Genomic DNA, 17,551 nt, shown 5'->3' on the forward strand with positions numbered 1-17,551 from the left:
AGGAATTAAAGCTGTTAAAAATATTTTTTCAGCAATTTAAGATTCACTGCCATAATCAGTACAAAAGGCACCACAAATATCAGGAAGAGCAAAAGACAATTCACCCAACCAGCAGAATAAATGCTGGTATGCCAACCCGGGAGCAGTGAACTGATCAAGTCAGAACCGAAGGTATTGAGAAGCAGGAATTCAATTAAGATTGTGAGAACGACACTTAACACCGCACGAAAAAGAGGTTTCATCTTGCTACCGGTTCTTTGGAGTTCAAATCTAATAAAGTCAGCGCTATACTCTTGCGGAAAAGCAAGGCGTGTTCTCCTATGTAAACATCCCCCTTCGCCCCCTTCAATGGGGAAATCTGCGTGTGGCTGGCTTTCTTGATTAAGCCACCGCCGAGGATAGGTCAAGCCCTGTCCGTACATGATCAGGAATGCCTAATCAGAAATGCCGTTTTGGGGCTCATTTCCAGAAATGAGCCCCAAAACGCAGAAAGCAGCCCTGGGGCTGCTTTCTAAAAATCTTATATCTTGCTACGTGATACCTGCTACCTGATACTAAATCAAGTGCTTCTTGTTCTTCACCATGTCATAGAGCAATTCACGGGCGCGGTGCAGCTGGGCTTTTACGGTGCCAAGCGGGGCGCTGAGTTCGGTGGCAATCTCTTCGTAAGAAAGCTCATCAAAGTAACGCAACGTGACCAGGCGCTGGTATTTGTCTGGCAGCTTGCTCACAATGTACTGCATGATCTCAATCTTCTGGTTCTTGATGGCCGTCTCCTGCGGGTTGAGGTTGTTGTCTTTGAAGTCAATGGTGATTTCATCGCCGTTGTCAATCTTGATGGCTGAGTCAATGCTCATGGTCTTGATCTTGTTCTTCCGGATGAAGTCAATGCAGTTGTTGGTGGCAATTCTGAACAGCCAGGTAGAGAACGCATACTCTGGGTTGAACTTGTGCAGGTTGCGGAAGGCTTTGGCGAAGGCTTCAATGGTGAGGTCCTCGGCGTCATCGGCGTTGCGCACCATCTTGAGAACCACGTGGTAAACCGGCTTTTTGTAGATCTGCATCAATTCAGCGTACGCCTTCTCGTCCCCATCCTCTACCGCTGACTGGATTAGTTTAAAATCGTGTTTCGCTTTCGCGGAGAATTGCTTATTTACTTCCATCTTACCTTGTTAGTTCTTAAAACAGAGATCAGGATCCCTATATAATTGAGGTAATACCCCAGTTCCAGTACAGGCAGCAGCCACCAGTTGAGCGGGTCTTTGAGCCGACTGGCCACTGGCAGGTAGGTGGCATACAGCGCCGCAAACCGTGCCCCAATAATAACGCCAACCCAGGGCACTTGGTACTGCAAGCTCAAAAGAATGGGTGATATTACATAAAATAGTATGTTAGACAGGACAAAAAGTCCGATTCTGGCTTGTTCACTTTTCTTGTAGCGGCGCCCCGCCGATAAATGCCGTCGTTTCTGGGTCCACCAGGCGCGCCAGCTGGTTTCTGGCAAACTCTGGGTCTGGGCGTCTTTGTCTAAGACAATTGCCACCCTTGAATGTTTTGCCGCTTCCTGCACAAAAAGGTCATCATCACCGCCCAAAGACCTGATGTGGCTGGCGAAGCCTTTGTTCCGGAGGAAGGTGGTTTTGGTGTAGGCCAGGTTTCTGCCCACGCCCATGTACGCCCGCCCCCGCTTGGCAAACGACAGATACTGCATTGCCGTCAAGAAGGTTTCAAACCGGATTAATTGATTTAAAAATCCATATATACGCATATACGGAGAAAAGCCCAAAATGATGTCAGAATTGTTGGCGTAACCCGCGGCCATGCCCTGCGCCCACACCGCAGAAACCGGCCTGCAATCTGCGTCTGTGAGCAGCAGGTGCTCATGTTGCGCCGCTTTAATGCCCAGGAACAGCGCCACTTTTTTGGGACTCATGTAGCGGGCCTGCTCCTTCACCCGCACCAGTTTCACCTCCGGGTGATCTAGTTGGTATTCCTGTACCAGCAAGTGCGTGCCGTCCCAGGAGCGGTCATCAATGATAATAATTTCCCAGGGCGCGGGATATTCCTGCTGCACCAGTAAGGGCAGAAGTTCCTGCAAATTCTTCACTTCATTATGCGCGCAGACCAGGATTGAGAGCGGCGGCAAGTGCTGCGGGTTTTCTACCGGATCTTTGTGAAACGCCAGCGGCAGGAAATAATAAAGCTCATAGAAAAGCTGGATCAGCACCAAAAGGCCGAGCAGCGCGAGCGGAAGATATTCTAGAAGTAGGCGGTAGTCCAAGGCAAATCTAAAACGGAACCCAAAAGTAGCACAAAATTTCATGCGCGGCGGTAATCAGCAGGGCAATCTGTATCTTTGCGGCTTGGAGAACGGCGAAGGGCGCATAGGCACCTCTTCCACCTGGGTTGCTACGGCAAACGGCACATTCTCCGGCACTTTACCTAGTACACATGACTTTTGATTTAGTAGCGAAAGATCCCGCTTCCAAAGCCCGCGCCGGTACGTTGACCACGGCGCACGGCACCATACAAACTCCTATTTTCATGCCGGTGGGCACCGCCGGTACCGTCAAAGCCGTGCACCAGCGCGAACTTAAAGAAGACGTAAAAGCGCAGATTATTCTGGGTAATACCTACCACCTGTATTTGAGACCGGGCCTGAACGTGCTGGAAAAAGCCGGCGGACTGCACAAATTCAACGGCTGGGACGGCCCAATCCTCACCGACAGCGGCGGGTACCAGGTGTTCTCTTTGTCAGGTACGCGCAAGATCATTGAAGACGGCGTCAAGTTCCGGAGCCACATTGACGGCAGCAGCCATTTGTTCACGCCAGAGAACGTGATGGACACACAGCGCACCATTGGCGCCGACATCATCATGGCCTTTGACGAATGCACGCCGTACCCGTGTGACTACCATTACGCCAAGAACTCCATGGACCGCACGCACCGCTGGCTGCAGCGCTGCATTGACCGCTTTGACAGCACAAACCCCAAATACGGATACGAGCAGACGCTTTTCCCTATTGTGCAAGGCAGTACTTACAAAGATCTGCGCATTCAGTCTGCCGAGATGATTGCCAGCAAAGGCCGCCCAGGTAACGCCATTGGCGGGTTGAGTGTGGGTGAACCGGCGGAGATGATGTACGAAATGACCGAACTGGTCTGTGATATACTGCCCGCAGACAAACCGCGTTACCTCATGGGCGTGGGAACGCCGGCCAATATTCTGGAGAACATTGCCCTGGGCGTAGACATGTTTGACTGCGTATTGCCCACCCGTAATGCCAGAAACGGCATGCTGTTCACCACGCAGGGCATTATCAACATCAGGAACGAACGCTGGAAAGAAGACTACTCACCCATTGACGCCGAGTTAGGCGGCTACGCGAGTACCTTCTACAGCAAAGCCTACCTGCGCCATTTAATGCACGCCACTGAGATGCTGGGCGCCCAGATTGCCAGCGTGCACAACCTTACCTTCTACCTGTGGCTGGTGGGCCAGGCCCGCGAGCAGATTCTGGCCGGCACGTTCAGCACCTGGAAAGACCAGATGGTGAAGAAACTGATGACCCGCTTATAATTGAGACCGATTATAATTAAGAATTCAGAATTAGGAATTAAGAATTAGGTAAACGTGCATTTCAAGTGTCTATCATTTGCAAAGCAATTCCTAATTCTTAATTCTTACTTCCTAATTAAACGAATGTGAAGTTAAAGCTTTTAGACAAGTACATTCTTTTCAAGTTCCTGACCACGTTTGTGTTTGTGGTGCTCATTCTCATTGCGGTCATCTGCGTGATTGACTTCGTGGAGAAGAATGATGACTTCATTCAGCACAACCTGCCGGTCAAGACCATCATCTTTGATTATTACGTCAACCTTATTCCGCACTACATTAACCTGCTGAGCCCCATAACGGTGTTCATTGCCACGGTGTTTGTGACGGCCAAGTTGGCATCACACACTGAGATTGTGGCCATTCTGAGCAGCGGGGTATCATTCAAGCGCATGTTGGTGCCCTACATCATCGGGTCTATTCTCATTGGAATTTTCATCTTCTTCTTCGCGTCTTACGTGATTCCTACGGCCAACAAAACACGCGTGGCGTTTGAGATCAAATACGTAAAAAACCCCTACACCTTTGAAGGCCGAAACGTGCATTTTAGGATTGGGCCGGAGACTTTCGCTTATCTGGAAAGCTATAACAACCACGCCAACGTGGGCTACAAATTCACGCTGGAGACCATTAAAAACCAGGAACTGTTCAGCAAACTGTCGTCAGAAAGCATACGCTGGGACAGCCTCACCCAGAAATGGCACATGGACAGTTACACCCTGCGCACGTTTAAAGGCGACAAGGAAGTAGTCTTCCAGGGCGGGGCCCTGGACACCACCATCAACATGCTGCCCAAGGACTTCGCCAGCACCTACCGCCTCAAAGAAACGCTCACCAACGCCGAACTCAACGCCCTCATTGACGAAAAAGTCCTGCGCGGCGCCACCGATGTGGAGATGTACATGACCGAAAAATATGAGCGCATGAGCTATCCCTTCGCCATTACGGTGCTGACCATTATTGGCGTGATTCTGAGTTCCCGCAAGGTGCGAGGCGGCGTGGGTCTGCAGATTGCCTTGGGCTTTATTCTGGCGTTTGTGTTCATCATCTTCGTGATGATGTCCAGGAGCCTGGCCTCGGTGGGCGGAATTCCGCCGCAGTTGGCCGCCTTTGTGCCGCTCTTCGTGTTCACCATTATTGGCATTGTGCTTTATAGAACCGTACCGAGGTAATTGATTGTTGGTTGTTGATTGTTTTTTTGTCAACTCGAAATCAAACCAATTACAGATTAACAATTTTCCGTTTTCGGGCTCATTTCTGGAAATGAGCCCGAAAACGGAAAAATTCATACCTTTCAATTCTTAATTCCCCATTCTTAATTCTCAATTCACCCTTGGAGACGCCTCGCTTTAAAGACTTCCTGGAATTACACTTAATTATTCTGCTGTGGGGCTTTACGGCTATTCTGGGCAAGTTTATTTCTATTCCGGCGGTGGAGCTGGTGTTTTACCGGACCATTCTGGCGGCGGTGGCGCTGGCCATTATCATAAAATTCAGGGGGCAGTCGCTCAAGATTGGCCGGGCGAACATCATTAAGATTTTGGGCGTGGGTTTTCTAATTGCGGCGCACTGGATTCTGTTCTTCGCCTCGGCTAGGGTTTCCAGCGTGTCTATCTGTCTGGCGGGCATGGCCACGGCAAGTCTCTGGACTTCGCTGCTGGAACCTATGTTCACCAAGAAGAAGATCAAACCGCACGAAGTTGCCTTGGCGCTGCTGATCATGGTGGGGCTGTACATCATCTTCCGGTTTGAGTTTGACCACGCGGTGGGCATTGCCATGGCGGTGGGCTCAGCGTTTCTGGCCTCGGTGTTCACCATCATCAACAGCGGCCTCACCAAAAAACACGCAGCCACTACCATCACCTGCTATGAAATGGCCGGCGCCTGGCTGGCGACGTGCCTGTTTCTGCCCTTTTACCGTGCGTTTATGACCGAATCTGGGGAACTGCAGTTTACCCTTTCTGGGGTAGATATGTTCTGCATTGGCGTGTTGGCCTTGGTCTGCACGGTGTACGCCTACACGGCGGCGGTGCGCTTGATGCAGAAATTCAGTGCCTATACCATGAACCTGACCGTGAATCTGGAACCCGTGTATGGCATTCTGCTGGCCTGGTTTATTTTCAAGGAAGGCGAAGTAATGTCGGCGGGGTTTTACTACGGCGCAGCCATTATCTTGCTCAGCGTGTTCCTCCACCCCATCATTGAAGCCGTTTTGGCTAGAAGACAGCGGAAACTAAAGGACGCCCTGCCAAACTGAGTACTCCTTCGGGAAAGGCAACGGCTGTGCGGGCGCTTGCTTAAACAGCCCATACATAGTAGACCCAGACCCCGACATAGACGCATACACCGCGCCCATTTCATAAAGTTGTGCCTTCAAGGCGTGCAACACCGGGTACTTTGGAAACAGACTCTTCTCGAAATCATTCACCACTGTTTCTTTCCAGGTAGAAATATCCTGGGCCAAAGCCGTTTTCAGGCTCAATTCTGGAAACGCAGGCGAAACCGCAGCATAAGCCTCGGCGGTACTGATGGCCAGGTTGGGATAAACTAACAGCAGATGGTAGGCGGCTAATTCTAGGGCAATCGGTTCAAAGACATCGCCTTTCTCCACGGCCAGCACGGGTTTATTCTGGATGAAGAAGGCGCAGTCACTGCCTAATTTTCTGGCATAAGCTTGCAGGGTTTCGTCTGAAAGTTCTAATGCAAAAACCTGGTTTAGCAGCTTTAACGTGAAGGCCGCATCTGCGGAACCGCCGCCCAAGCCCGCGCCCATGGGAATGACCTTGTGCAGGTGCAGTTGAATGTTGGGTAGATCATGTTCCTGGCGCAGAAGTTCATAGGCTTTCCAGCAGAGGTTGCTTTTGGGGTCGCCGGGCACGGGCAGGCCGGAGAGCGTGAAGGAGTTTTCTGCGGCTTGAGCGGCGGGGAGCATCTCCAGGGCATCGGTCCAGGGCACGGGGTAAAAGCAGGACACCAGGTTATGGAAGCCGTCGGGGCGTTTTTCCGTCAGTTGCAGGCCCAGGTTTATCTTCGCGTTGGGGAACAGGATCATGCCCGCAAATTACGAAGGTTGCCGAAACATTCCCTTTAAAACTGTTTCACTCAGAATTTGACGGCGAATAAGGGCAAGAACTAAACTCGGTTTATAGTTTGTTGAACAGAAACCGAGTGGCGTTTTTGGCTTCGTTTTCAGAAATGAGACCAAAAACGGGTTTTCAATTTACCAGAAACCGTTGTTCATTCGTTGTCTTGGCACGGGCTTGCCCTTTCATCGTTTTCATTTTTCAGATGCGCTTTCTAGTTTCCTTTTTTAGTTTGATTTTATTGCCGCTGGCGCTTTCGGCGCAAGCCGTCTCCTCATTTGCGCACGTTGACAAGAAGGTATTGGGAATGCCCGCGCAGAAAGAAATCACCCTGGAGGCGCTTTCTGGGTTTATCAACCAGCAGTTTAAATCCCCGGAAGACCGGGCCCGGGCGGCTTTTATGTGGCTGGCGCAGAACGTGGCCTATGATGTGGTGGCGTTCAATTCAGCCGCGCCGCCGGTGCCGGCCCAGCAAGTCATTGCACAGACGCTGGCCCAACGCAAAGCCGTTTGTCAGGGCTACGCCGAGGTGTTTCAGGCGCTCTGCACCCGCGCGGGCATTCCTAATTACCTGGTTTCGGGCTATACCAAACAGCAGGGCACGGTGGACTATGTGGCGCACGCTTGGGTGGCCGCGCAGCTGAACGGCCAGTGGCTTTTCTTTGACCCCACCTGGGGCGCGGGTTACGTGAACGGGAATCTGTTTGTGAAGAAGCTCAATGAAAATTACTTTAAGGTCACGTCCGCCCAGATGATTAAATCGCATTACCCGTTTGACCCGCTGTGGCAGTTTTCTACTTCGCCCATTAAAGCCCGGGAGTTCAACACAGGCCAGCCAATGCCTAAGGCAAAGAAACCTTTTCTATTTGCAGACACGCTCAAGACCCATGCAGGTTTATCGGAATTTCAGCAATTAGCAGGCACCGTGCGCCGCATGGAGGCCCACGGCGCCGACAATCCGTTTATAGTGTCACGGTTGACGTACCTCAAACAGGGCCTAGACATTCAGCGCTACAACCAGTTGACCGACACCTTTAACCAGGGCGTGGATTTGCTGAACCAGTTCATTTATTACCGCAACAACCGCTTGCTGAACACCAAAAGCCCGGAGACCCTCAGCCAAATGCTATCTACCACCGTGGCCACGTTCAACACCGTGAAACAGCAATTAACGGCCACCAGATGGCACCAGAGTAGCCAAAACCTTGTACTTTTGGAACAGAACCTGGGCAAAGTCATGACCCAGGCCCAGCAGCAGGAAGCCTTCCTGGCCAATTATTTCCAGAAGAACGGCCCCAGCCAGAAACGCTAAGCACCCTTATGTACCACCCCACCGGAAAACGAATACTGGACCTTGCCTTGGCGGCTTCGGCCTTGCTGTGGCTTTGGCCGGTGATGCTAGTGGTGACAGTAGTGGTTTGGTTTGGGTTTGACGGGAAGGTCCTGTTCAAGCAACTCCGGCCTGGGCTTCACGGTCAGCCGTTCACGTTCTACAAGTTCACCACCATGACCCAGGCCCAGGACCAACATGGAGATCTGCTGCCTGATGGCCAAAGGTTAACCAACCTGGGCAAGTTCCTCCGGAGAACCTCTTTAGATGAGTTGCCGCAGCTGTTCAATGTGCTGAAAGGCGATATGAGCGTGGTGGGCCCGCGGCCTTTGTTGATGGACTATCTGCCCTTATACAGCCCAGAACAAGCCCGGCGGCACCACGTAAAACCCGGCATCACCGGCTGGGCGCAAGTCAACGGCCGAAACCACCTGCGTTGGGAAGAAAAGTTTACCTTTGATGTGTGGTACGTGACCCACATCTCTTTGCGGCTGGACCTGCGTATCTTGTGGCTCACCGTGCGGCATTTGTTTCAACCCAGAGGGATTTCTGCCCCGGGCACGGCCACCATGGAACGCTTTACCGGTTCATCCTCTAAATCATGAGTACAGAGAAACAACCCATTGTCATAGTTGGGGCCGGAGGCCTGGGCCGCGAGGTCCTGATGCTCCTCCTCCAAATCAACCATACGCGCCCAACCTGGGAAATAATGGGCTTTTATGACGATGCCGTTCCCGTGGGTGGTTTGTTGCGCTACCCGTACCTCGGCACTATTGACCAACTGAATATTGTGACCTCAAAGACGTTGCACGTAGCTGTGGCCATTGGCAGTTGCCAGGCCAAAAGCCACGTAGTGCAACGCCTGACCAATCCTTTCCTGAAATTCCCGGTGCTGCTTCACCCTTCAGTCATCCATCAACCTGAGCAGGAAAACCAGCTGGGCGAAGGCACCATCATTTGCCAAAACTCCATCTTGACCACCAACATCAAGGTAGGCAAGCATGTGTTTGTGAACTTGGCCTGTACCATTGGCCATGATGCCGTTTTAGACGATTTCTGCTCGCTAATGCCCCAGGTGGCCATCAGTGGCGGCGTACGTTTGGGCAAAGGCGTATATTTTGGAACCAACAGTTCTATTCTGCAGAATCTGAATGTTGGCGTATTCACAACCGTAGGAGCCGGCGCGGTGGTCACGCAAAATTTGCCCAGTTATGCCACCGCTGTGGGCGTTCCGGCCCGCGTAATCCGGCAGACCGCATGAACCAGCCCCAGGACTTCATTTACCTGTCGCCGCCGCACATGGGCGGGCGCGAGGAATTCTACGTGCAGCAGGCTTTCCAGCAGAACTGGATCACGACCGCGGGCGCCAATGTAGATGGCTTTGAAAAAGAACTGGGCGCATATTTACAGGTGCCTGACGTTGCAGCGCTATCTTCTGGTACTGCTGCGCTGCACCTGGCTTTGCTGACCTTGGGCATTGGCCCCGGAGACGAAGTTTTGTGCTCCAGTTTTACGTTTGTAGCCAGCGCCAATCCTGTACGGTACGTAGGCGCCACGCCCATTTTCATCGACAGCGAACCCACCACCTGGAACCTTTGCCCCACGGCCCTGGAACAAGCTCTTCAAGCCAGACAACGTGTCGGTAAATTACCCAAAGCACTAATACTGGTGCATCTCTACGGCATGCCTGCTCAGCTACAGAAAATCCAGGAAATCACCCAGCACTACGGCATTCCCATTATTGAAGACGCCGCCGAAGGCCTGGGGTCCCGTTACCAAAACCAGTTGCTGGGCACCTTTGGTCAACTGGGCGCTTTTTCTTTCAACGGAAATAAAATTGTGACTACCTCGGGAGGCGGGGCCTTGGTGTCTGCGGATGAAGCATTGATCCAGACCTCGCGCTGGTTGGCCACCCAAGCCAAAGAACCAGCGCCACACTACGAACACACCACCCTGGGCTACAATTACCGCCTGAGTAATGTGAGTGCCGGCATTGGCCGCGGACAGTTAGAAGTGCTGGATTTACGCGTACAGCAACGACGCACCATTTTTGACAACTACCGCCAACTTTTGCAAGACATAGAGGAAATTCAATGGCAACCGGAACCGGCTGGATTTTCCAGCAACCGCTGGCTTTCCTGTTTCACGCTAAAGAAAGGCTGCCGCATTTCCCCTGACCAAATTAGGCTGGCCTTGTTGGCTGCCCATATAGAAAGCCGCCCGCTCTGGAAACCCATGCACCAACAGCCTTTGTATCAAGAATGTGCACATTTCGGGGAGCGCGTCAGCGACGATTTGTTTGCCCGTGGCCTGTGCCTGCCTTCCGGCTCCAGCCTGACCTTCGCACAGCAGGAAAAGATTGCCGAGGTCATCAAGCGGGTGTTCAAAGGGTAATCTTCTTCTCTGGCATTTCCTTTTTTGGGCTCGTTTCCAGAAATGAGCCCAAAAACGCAATTGGCACAGACACTCGTAGGAGCTGCGCACACTACGAGGTCATTTGAGTAACAGCAGTCAGGACCTCAACCGTAGAGACAAGGCAGTGCCTGGTCTCTACAACCGGCACACGCATTTCCTAGTTTCGCCTCCATTTCCAAAACAGAGCCCGAAAACGCAATTGACAGAAAGGCTCCCCTCCTGTTTTAGGAGGGGTTGGGGGTGGTCACCCTTCCCAGCCTTTCCATCGAGCGCCTAAGCAGGTTCCGTCGCCGGCAGGCGGGTGCCGGAGGCGCCAAGGAGCTGGTACAGCGCGAGAGGGGAAGGCGGGGCCTCGCGGCCGTGAGCGCTCGGAGCTTGGCTATAGAAAGGGCCGTCCTGTAAAACTCAGGATGCAGCGGTCATTTGGAAGAAAAGCAAACTGCGTGCACAAATCAGGCATTAACAAGACTTCGCTAGATCCTTCGACAGGCTCAGGATGTCCGATTAGAGACTCCCGTCGCAGGAATGCTAAGGATAATCAAAAAATAATCAAACCTAGTTTCTCTGTCATTTACAAGTCAGAGCCTAAAAACGGAACGCCAGAAAAAGAAAAATCCTGCCCGGCAAAAGCCAGGCAGGATTTTTAAATGCTTGAAAAAAGCCAGGCTTATTTCTTGCCTTTTTTCTCCTCGGTCTGAGCGCTCTTCAGGGCTCTTGGGATGGTTACCGTGGCAACCGGGGCCAATGGGTTAGACAAGATGGTGTAGTTCTCAGGCGTGATTTTGTTCACCTTGATAGACTTACCCAACTCCAGTTCAGAGATGTCAACCGCAATAGAATCTGGCAAGTTGGCAGGAAGCGCCTTCACACGCAGTTTGCGCAGTTTGGTCACCAATTTACCACCGGCCATAACTCCTGGAGACGTACCCACAAAACGTACCGGAACGTCTACTTTCACTTCTTTCTCGTCTTGCAACAATAAGAAATCTACGTGCAACAACTGCTCGTTCACGGGGTGGAACTGCAGGTCTTGCATGATGGCTTTGTAAATAGTGCCTTCTACGTTGAGGTTCACCTGGTACACATCTGGGGTGTACACCAATTCACGGAACAAGATGGCTGGGGCAGAGAAATGAACTTGCTCCGAGCCGCCGTAAAGGACACATGGAACTTGAGCTTCCTCACGAAGCGCCTTGGCTTCGGATTTACCGAGATTTGCTCTTTTAAACCCTATAATCTCTAAGCTTTGCATAAAAAATGGTTATAAATAAAAAATGAAAAAACTCTTTTGAAGTAGCAAGTATCAGGTAGCAAGACACAAGACTTCTTTTAAACAATCAGCAATAATCAACAAGCAATTAAATAAACAGCGAGCTGATGGAATCATGCGTGACCACGTTGCTGATGGCCCGTGCAAACAGGTCTGAGAACGTAAGCACCTTGATTTTATCACTCTGCTGGCGCAATGGAATAGTGTCTGAAATCACCAACTCCTCTAGCACAGAACTCTCAATGCGTTCGTAGGCCGGGCCCGACAACACACCGTGCGTGGCAATTGCGCGTACCGTTTTCGCGCCTTTGCCTTTCAATAGCTCAGCGGCTTTGGTGATGGTACCAGCAGTGTCTACCAGGTCATCTACCAATACCACATCCATGCCTTCCACGTCACCAATCACCTGCATAGAGGCAATCTCGTTGGCGCGCTTGCGGTGCTTGTCGCAGACTACCATCTCCACGCCAAATACTTTGGCGAAGCTTCTGGTTCTAACCACGCCCCCAACATCTGGCGAGGCGAAAATCAAATCCTGGCCCAGGTTAAGGCTGCGCAGGTAGGGCACAAAAATGGCCGACCCATCCAGATGATCCACCGGAATGTCAAAGAAGCCCTGAATCTGACCGGCGTGTAAGTCACAGGTCATGAGGCGGTCAGCGCCTACGCACTGAATGGCGTTGGCCATCACTTTGGCGCCAATGGAAACCCGCGGCTTGTCTTTCCTGTCCTGGCGGGCATAGCCGTAATACGGCATCACCACAATCACCTTGTGCGCCGAGGCGCGCTTGGCCGCATCTACCAGCAGCATCAACTCCATTAAGTTGTCAGCGGGCGGAAACGTGGACTGAATCAAAAACACCTCACAACCGCGCACGCTCTCGTTGAAATGGACCGAGATTTCCCCGTCAGAAAAACGTTGAACCGTGATGTCACCAAGCGGAAGCCCGTAGGCATCAGCCACTTTTTCAGCGAAATAACGGGAGGCACTTCCAGAGAAAATCTTGACCGTAGGGTTCATGTGGCAGGTGAGGTTGCTGAATGAAGGTGCAAAATTAGGGCTTAATTCCTTACCCTCAAACCACTAAGGCAAAAAATGCGCAGGAACTTTGAAATAATTAAATCCCTGAAATACATTTAGTTGCACCCGTTTTTGGCCTAGTTTCCGGAAATGAAGCCAAAAACAGACATCCGTAGTAATACGAAGTCCCAAAAAAGAACAGGAATAGCTGGCAAACTGAAGCGACTGCCCTTTCGCAAAGAACCAACCCCTGCCCCTCCCAGGAGGGGAATTAGAATGCGTGCTATTTACAATGACTTCTACTTTTACAGGTTTTCCCCTCGGGTGGGTTCCTATACTGCGCCCTACAACTGCTGCATGCTGCCGGCGCCGGTTTTCACCATGCTTTTCACCGACGTAGCACAGCCAGCCGCCGCCGCACTTTTGCCCGGACCAGCGCCCATGATGCCTCCTTTGTGTACTTTGAAGGTGTTCCGTTTCTCCACCAATACCAGTTTGGCGGTTTTGGCCACGCAGAGAAAACCACCGGCTTCTACCGTCACTGTGCTGCTGCCTTTGAACTGCACCTGCGCTTTGGCGGGCACCTGCAACACGCCGCCGCGCTGCACGGTGATGCGCACATTGCTCACCTGCGCCGTGGGGACTTCCAGGGTTCCGCCGGCCAAGACCACAATATCAGCCGTGCCGGTGGCCAGAAGCGTTTGGGTTAGTTTCAGTTTGGTGCCTTTCCGTACTTCAATCCGGCTGCCGTTGCCCAGCGCCAAGGTAGGACCAGTTAAGGACACATTTGTTTCCTCAAATGCCACGAGAGACTTGCCTTTCAGTTGGAACTGACTTCCTTTCTGCAGCTGCAGCTGGCTTTTGCCCTTCACCAGAAATACGGCGCCGCTCTCCAGCACCGCTTTGGCCTGGGGTTTAAGAATAAACGTGCTGCCCTGGTCCAGGACCACGGTAGAATTGGTTTCCTGGTGGAAAATGGTTTTGCCTTCGCAGGTGTAGGTTGTGGGGTTCACCAATTCCTGGGTGCCGGGCAAGGGCCGATGCCGGTTGGGGGTACCGCTTTTGTTGATTTGCAAGGTAACGCCCTGGGCCACATTCACATCATAGCCGTTGGGTGCTCCGGGCACGGGCCGTTGCACCACATTGCCAGTGAAGCGCTGGTTTTTCCTGATGTGCGTATCATTGTATTTGATTTCCAGCTCGTATTCCTGCCCTGCATTCTTGCCGCCCGCGTCTGGCCTAATCGCTTTAATCACCACTGAGATGCCATTGAGGTAGAGCGGCGTCAGGGTCAGGTTGGGGTCATATTGCTGATAGGTTTGCAGCGGCACCACCACCGGGTTATATGAAAGGCCCACCCCCTGCCCCACCTGGTTGAATGCCACCGACGTGGAGCCTGGCACCTTGGGGTCATAGGCGCCCACGTGCCCATAGGTCCATCGGCCGTTTTTCTTGTTCACCTGAAAGCCTTCCAGCTGCCCGCGCTGGTTCCAGTTGGTGTTGTAAGACAAGTTTCCATCCGAGGGTTTCAGGATTTTGCTGCCGTCTGCGGCCCATTCTGGGTTGTCATGCGGTACAATGCCCAAGTCATTGCCTCCGCTCAGCGGGTTGGGGGTTTGTTTCAGGCTGAGGTCGGCAATCCAGTTGTTCCACCAGCGCGGGTCCCGCATGAAGCTTTGCACGGTGTAGTCATGGTTTCCGGCGGCGTGCAGCATCTGAATACGGTTGGCGCGCTGCACAAAACTACCGGGGTTCTGGAGGTAATGGGAGTGGCGGGTGGGCGCCATGTCTTCTATGTACATGAAAAGGCCCTTCGGCACGTTTGGAATAGTGTCTGAGAGGCCGTCAATGCCGTAATGGTTGCGCTTGTCAAAGATGCTCACGCCCTGCCGGTTCTCAATCCAGAGATACTGCACGGGGTTGGTATGCGGAATGGCCACGCGCAGGGCTTGTTGGTAGCTGAGAAAATCGCGGAGCACCACGGGTTTGATTGGCGGCGTGGCGGGCGAAATGTCATGACCGGGCAGAAGGTTCACCCAACCCAAATACCAGGCTTCCCAGGCGTTGCAGCTGAAAGACAGTTCACCCAGTTTCATCATGCCGTGCCCGTTGCCCACCTGAAACCGGTTGCCTACCACGCTGTTGGTGTTGAACGAATGCGGACTGTCAAACAACTCATGGGCCAGCTCATGGATGAACAGAACTTTCCAGTGGCTGGGACCGGTGTCAGCGGGCGTCATGTAGGTGAAGCCGGCGTTGGTGCCGTTCTTGGGGAAGAATTGGTAGTCTTTGCCGTCGGTGCCTTTGATGGAGAGTTCCTGGCCGGTGCCGTTGAAGATAGAATATGCGTTGCCGCCGTACGGAATGTTGCCCGGCCACACCATTTTGCCGTCTTTCTGCCAGTGCGTGCTCAGGCGGTACACCATCACCACATAATCTGGGACTTGGTCTGGGGCCGAGGCGCTGTTGTCATATTTATAGTTGGGTTTGTTGGTGCGGCGGTCATACTTAGACCAGTCAATCTTGCCGTTGTACAGCTCTTTCACTTTCTCCATCACGCGCTGGTTGGCCTCTGCGAAGGAATTTAAGCCTGTGGGGTCTACATTAATACGCTCCGGCTGGCCCGTGGCCGGATTGGAAAGAATATCTGCCGTAACCCTGAATTTTCCGCCCGACATTTCATAGAAGTAGCGCGAGACCGAGGTGTTGTTGGGGTCCTGGTTATTGGGGAACTGGCTGTTCTGACTGAAGAAAAACGCATTTTGATTTCCGCCTCTGGGCGGGTCAAACCCAGATTGAATGGCGGTCATGGGCTCCGCGGGCCAATCTGATGCATTTTGTTTGCCCTCCGGCGAGTCAAATCCCGCAAAAATAATCAGAAACCGAAGATCGCCTTTGGGCGTGAACACTTTGCCGTAGGTAGAGGATACCGCCGGGGCAGCCGGTTTACCTGACGTTTGGGCAAAGCTGGGAACCGCCAAAAAAGCCAGGCACACAGAAAGCAAAAGAAGAAATCGCATGCGGCAAGATAACACTTCTGGATTTGCTTTCCGTTTTCGGGCTCATTTCTGGAAATGAAGCCAAAAACGGAAATAGTCTTCGGTGGCCCTGCTATTTATAATCCGTAGTTTGGGATGGCTGAGAGCGGAATAGAATTCGTGCGGAATGTATTCTGTTGAACACGCCAGCAATTTACCCGGAACGCCTTCCCGAGGACAGTTTTTCGCCTGATGTTGCTGGTGCGCCTTCCACGTTCCGTTTAGATGAATTTCTGGGAATCAGGATTGGGTCCAGCACTATGCGGGCCGGCACTTTGGAATAGAACGAATCTCCTTCAATCAAAGATAAAAACAGCCGGGCCGTCTCTTCGCCCATTTTAATGGTCTGTTGGTCAACGGTTGACAAAGACGGGCTCACGAACGCCCCGAACGCCTCATTGGCAAAACCCATCACCCCAACTTCCTGTGGCACTTTATAGCCCAGCTCCTGCAATTGCTGCAGTGCGCCCATGGCAGTGTAGTCTTCGGCGGCAAAAATAGCATCAAACAACGTGTTGCTTTCCAGCAGCGCCGCCACGGTGGTTTTCCCTAATTCCAACGATAGGTTTCCTGCATACACCCACGCCGCCTGGGGCTGCACGCCAAACTCCAGCAAGGCAGCCTCATAGCCCCGTTTCCTTTCGCTGAAAATGGTTAATTCTTTTTCTGAGGTAATATGGACGATTTTTTTATAGCCCTGCTCCAGCAAATGGCGCGTCGCCAAATACCCGCCTTGAAAGTCATTGATGGTGACCGAAGGAACCGACAACTGCTGAATGGCCCGGTCAAAGAACAACAGCGGAATCTGCCGTTTTCTGAGGTCTCCGTAAAACTCGGTTTGCCTTTCCTCCGCTGACACAGACGCCAGAATGCCATCTACCATAGATTTCAGGAACGTATCCACGCCTTTCTGTTCCTGCTGCAGAGATTCGCCAGTTTGGTACAACAGCACGCTGTAGCCGTTTTCATTCATGACTTTTTCAATGCCATGCACCACCGAACTGAAGAAACTGGTATCTAAACTTGGGATGATGATGCCGATCACGTGGCTTTTGCCGGAGCGCAACGTGGAGGCGAGTTTGTTTTGCCGATAGTTTAACTTCTTGGCCATCTCCAACACCGCCGCCTTGGTAGCCACGCTAATGCCTGGGTGGTCATTTAAGGCGCGCGCTACCGTTGAGAAAGTAACATCCAATTCATTGGCGATATCATGTATGGTTGTTTTTTTCACAAGACTCTATAGTATGATAGGAGAAGAAACCGGTATTGAAATGTAAAGGTAAGATTTGGCAACAGAAAGCGTAACCCAACCTGCGGCCTTACAAGAAAACTTTCATGAATGTCTGCCTTATGGTGGAACATATATTCTTGAATTGGTTCACGCAGCTATTTTACTCAAGATTTCCCCTCTATGCGTTTCCGTTTTCGGGCTCATTTTCAGAAATGAGCCCGAAAACGGAAATCACAAGCAAGCCACCGCTCTCCTAAAACGTCCTTCCCAGAAAATTACATCTCGCTTTAATTTCGAAAAAGGAATTAATCAAAAACCACACAGTGCAGGCAGCGGAAGACAATAGTCATGAACTTGGCCGTGGTCTTTCCATATTTATACCCGATGCTGATTATTTAATAATTTTAATAAGTAATCAGGTAAATGAAACCGATTGCAATTATTTTGCAAAACCTGTTGGTTCTTCAATAACTTTTAATATTTTTGACTGAAAGACGCACTTTCAACTAAATCTTATAAAATCTTCCTGCTTTGGCACTGGGAAT

15 protein-coding genes are annotated in these 17,551 nt (G+C 51.7%); 7 read left to right on the forward strand and 8 right to left on the reverse strand.

What is annotated here, in order from left to right; all coding sequences use genetic code 11:
- Positions 1 to 14: 14 nt before the first annotated feature.
- The 3 genes from IMY23_RS09570 to IMY23_RS09580 form a co-directional block, all read right to left on the reverse strand.
- The gene (locus IMY23_RS09570) at positions 15 to 422 is read right to left on the reverse strand and encodes a hypothetical protein (RefSeq protein ID WP_192821867.1); all 408 of its coding nucleotides are present in this window, start codon (positions 420 to 422) and stop codon (positions 15 to 17) included.
- Positions 423 to 554: 132 nt separating this feature from the next.
- The gene (locus IMY23_RS09575; RefSeq protein ID WP_066615766.1) at positions 555 to 1,163 is read right to left on the reverse strand and encodes an RNA polymerase sigma factor; all 609 of its coding nucleotides are present in this window, start codon (positions 1,161 to 1,163) and stop codon (positions 555 to 557) included.
- Positions 1,154 to 2,323, reverse strand: a complete 1,170-nt coding sequence (locus tag IMY23_RS09580; protein WP_192821868.1) for a glycosyltransferase — start codon at positions 2,321 to 2,323, stop codon at positions 1,154 to 1,156. Before IMY23_RS09580 ends, IMY23_RS09575 begins: the two co-directional genes overlap by 10 nt.
- 128 nt (positions 2,324 to 2,451) lie before the next feature.
- Here IMY23_RS09580 and tgt point away from each other — a divergent pair, with 128 nt between their 5' ends.
- The 3 genes from tgt to IMY23_RS09595 all read left to right on the forward strand — a co-directional run bounded on the left by tgt (position 2,452) and on the right by IMY23_RS09595 (position 5,875).
- Entirely contained in the window at positions 2,452 to 3,582 is a 1,131-nt protein-coding gene (tgt, locus tag IMY23_RS09585; RefSeq protein WP_192821869.1) for a tRNA guanosine(34) transglycosylase Tgt, read from the forward strand.
- A gap of 125 nt (positions 3,583 to 3,707) precedes the next feature.
- Positions 3,708 to 4,790, forward strand: a complete 1,083-nt coding sequence (locus IMY23_RS09590; protein ID WP_192821870.1) for an LptF/LptG family permease — start codon at positions 3,708 to 3,710, stop codon at positions 4,788 to 4,790.
- Between the two features lie 161 nt (positions 4,791 to 4,951).
- Positions 4,952 to 5,875, forward strand: coding sequence for a DMT family transporter (locus tag IMY23_RS09595; protein ID WP_192821871.1), 924 nt, complete (start codon positions 4,952 to 4,954; stop codon positions 5,873 to 5,875).
- Here the strand turns inward: IMY23_RS09595 and ispE are convergent.
- Positions 5,852 to 6,670: a 4-(cytidine 5'-diphospho)-2-C-methyl-D-erythritol kinase gene (ispE, locus tag IMY23_RS09600; protein WP_192821872.1), complete on the reverse strand. Its 819-nt coding sequence runs from the start codon at positions 6,668 to 6,670 to the stop codon at positions 5,852 to 5,854. The two genes, IMY23_RS09595 and ispE, sit on opposite strands and share 24 nt — an antisense overlap.
- Positions 6,671 to 6,906: 236 nt before the next feature.
- Here ispE and IMY23_RS09605 point away from each other — a divergent pair, with 236 nt between their 5' ends.
- The 4 genes from IMY23_RS09605 to IMY23_RS09620 are packed head-to-tail and all read left to right on the forward strand — an operon-like array spanning position 6,907 to position 10,425.
- Positions 6,907 to 8,013: a transglutaminase domain-containing protein gene (locus IMY23_RS09605; protein WP_192821873.1), complete on the forward strand. Its 1,107-nt coding sequence runs from the start codon at positions 6,907 to 6,909 to the stop codon at positions 8,011 to 8,013.
- An 8-nt stretch (positions 8,014 to 8,021) separates the two neighbouring features.
- Entirely contained in the window at positions 8,022 to 8,636 is a 615-nt protein-coding gene (locus tag IMY23_RS09610) for a sugar transferase (protein WP_192821874.1), read from the forward strand.
- Positions 8,633 to 9,292, forward strand: coding sequence for an acetyltransferase (locus IMY23_RS09615; protein WP_192821875.1), 660 nt, complete (start codon positions 8,633 to 8,635; stop codon positions 9,290 to 9,292). The genes IMY23_RS09610 and IMY23_RS09615 overlap by 4 nt, the downstream gene beginning before the upstream one ends.
- Entirely contained in the window at positions 9,289 to 10,425 is a 1,137-nt protein-coding gene (locus tag IMY23_RS09620; RefSeq protein WP_192821876.1) for a DegT/DnrJ/EryC1/StrS aminotransferase family protein, read from the forward strand. Before IMY23_RS09615 ends, IMY23_RS09620 begins: the two co-directional genes overlap by 4 nt.
- 688 nt (positions 10,426 to 11,113) lie before the next feature.
- On the opposite strand, the gene IMY23_RS09625 is transcribed toward IMY23_RS09620, so the two are convergent.
- The 4 genes from IMY23_RS09625 to IMY23_RS09640 form a co-directional block, all read right to left on the reverse strand.
- Positions 11,114 to 11,698 (reverse strand): 50S ribosomal protein L25/general stress protein Ctc, encoded by a 585-nt coding sequence (locus IMY23_RS09625; RefSeq protein WP_192821877.1) that lies wholly within the window; start codon positions 11,696 to 11,698, stop codon positions 11,114 to 11,116.
- A 106-nt stretch (positions 11,699 to 11,804) separates the two neighbouring features.
- Positions 11,805 to 12,737, reverse strand: a complete 933-nt coding sequence (locus tag IMY23_RS09630) for a ribose-phosphate pyrophosphokinase (RefSeq protein WP_192821878.1) — start codon at positions 12,735 to 12,737, stop codon at positions 11,805 to 11,807.
- Between the two features lie 344 nt (positions 12,738 to 13,081).
- On the reverse strand, positions 13,082 to 15,757 hold the full coding sequence (locus IMY23_RS09635; RefSeq protein ID WP_192821879.1) for a hypothetical protein: 2,676 nt from the start codon (positions 15,755 to 15,757) through the stop codon (positions 13,082 to 13,084).
- A 172-nt stretch (positions 15,758 to 15,929) separates the two neighbouring features.
- Entirely contained in the window at positions 15,930 to 17,006 is a 1,077-nt protein-coding gene (locus IMY23_RS09640) for a LacI family DNA-binding transcriptional regulator (protein WP_192821880.1), read from the reverse strand.
- Between the last annotated feature and the right edge of the window lie 545 nt (positions 17,007 to 17,551).

Origin of the sequence: Rufibacter sp. LB8 (genome assembly GCF_014876185.1) — a bacterium.
In the GTDB taxonomy this organism is placed as follows: domain Bacteria; phylum Bacteroidota; class Bacteroidia; order Cytophagales; family Hymenobacteraceae; genus Nibribacter.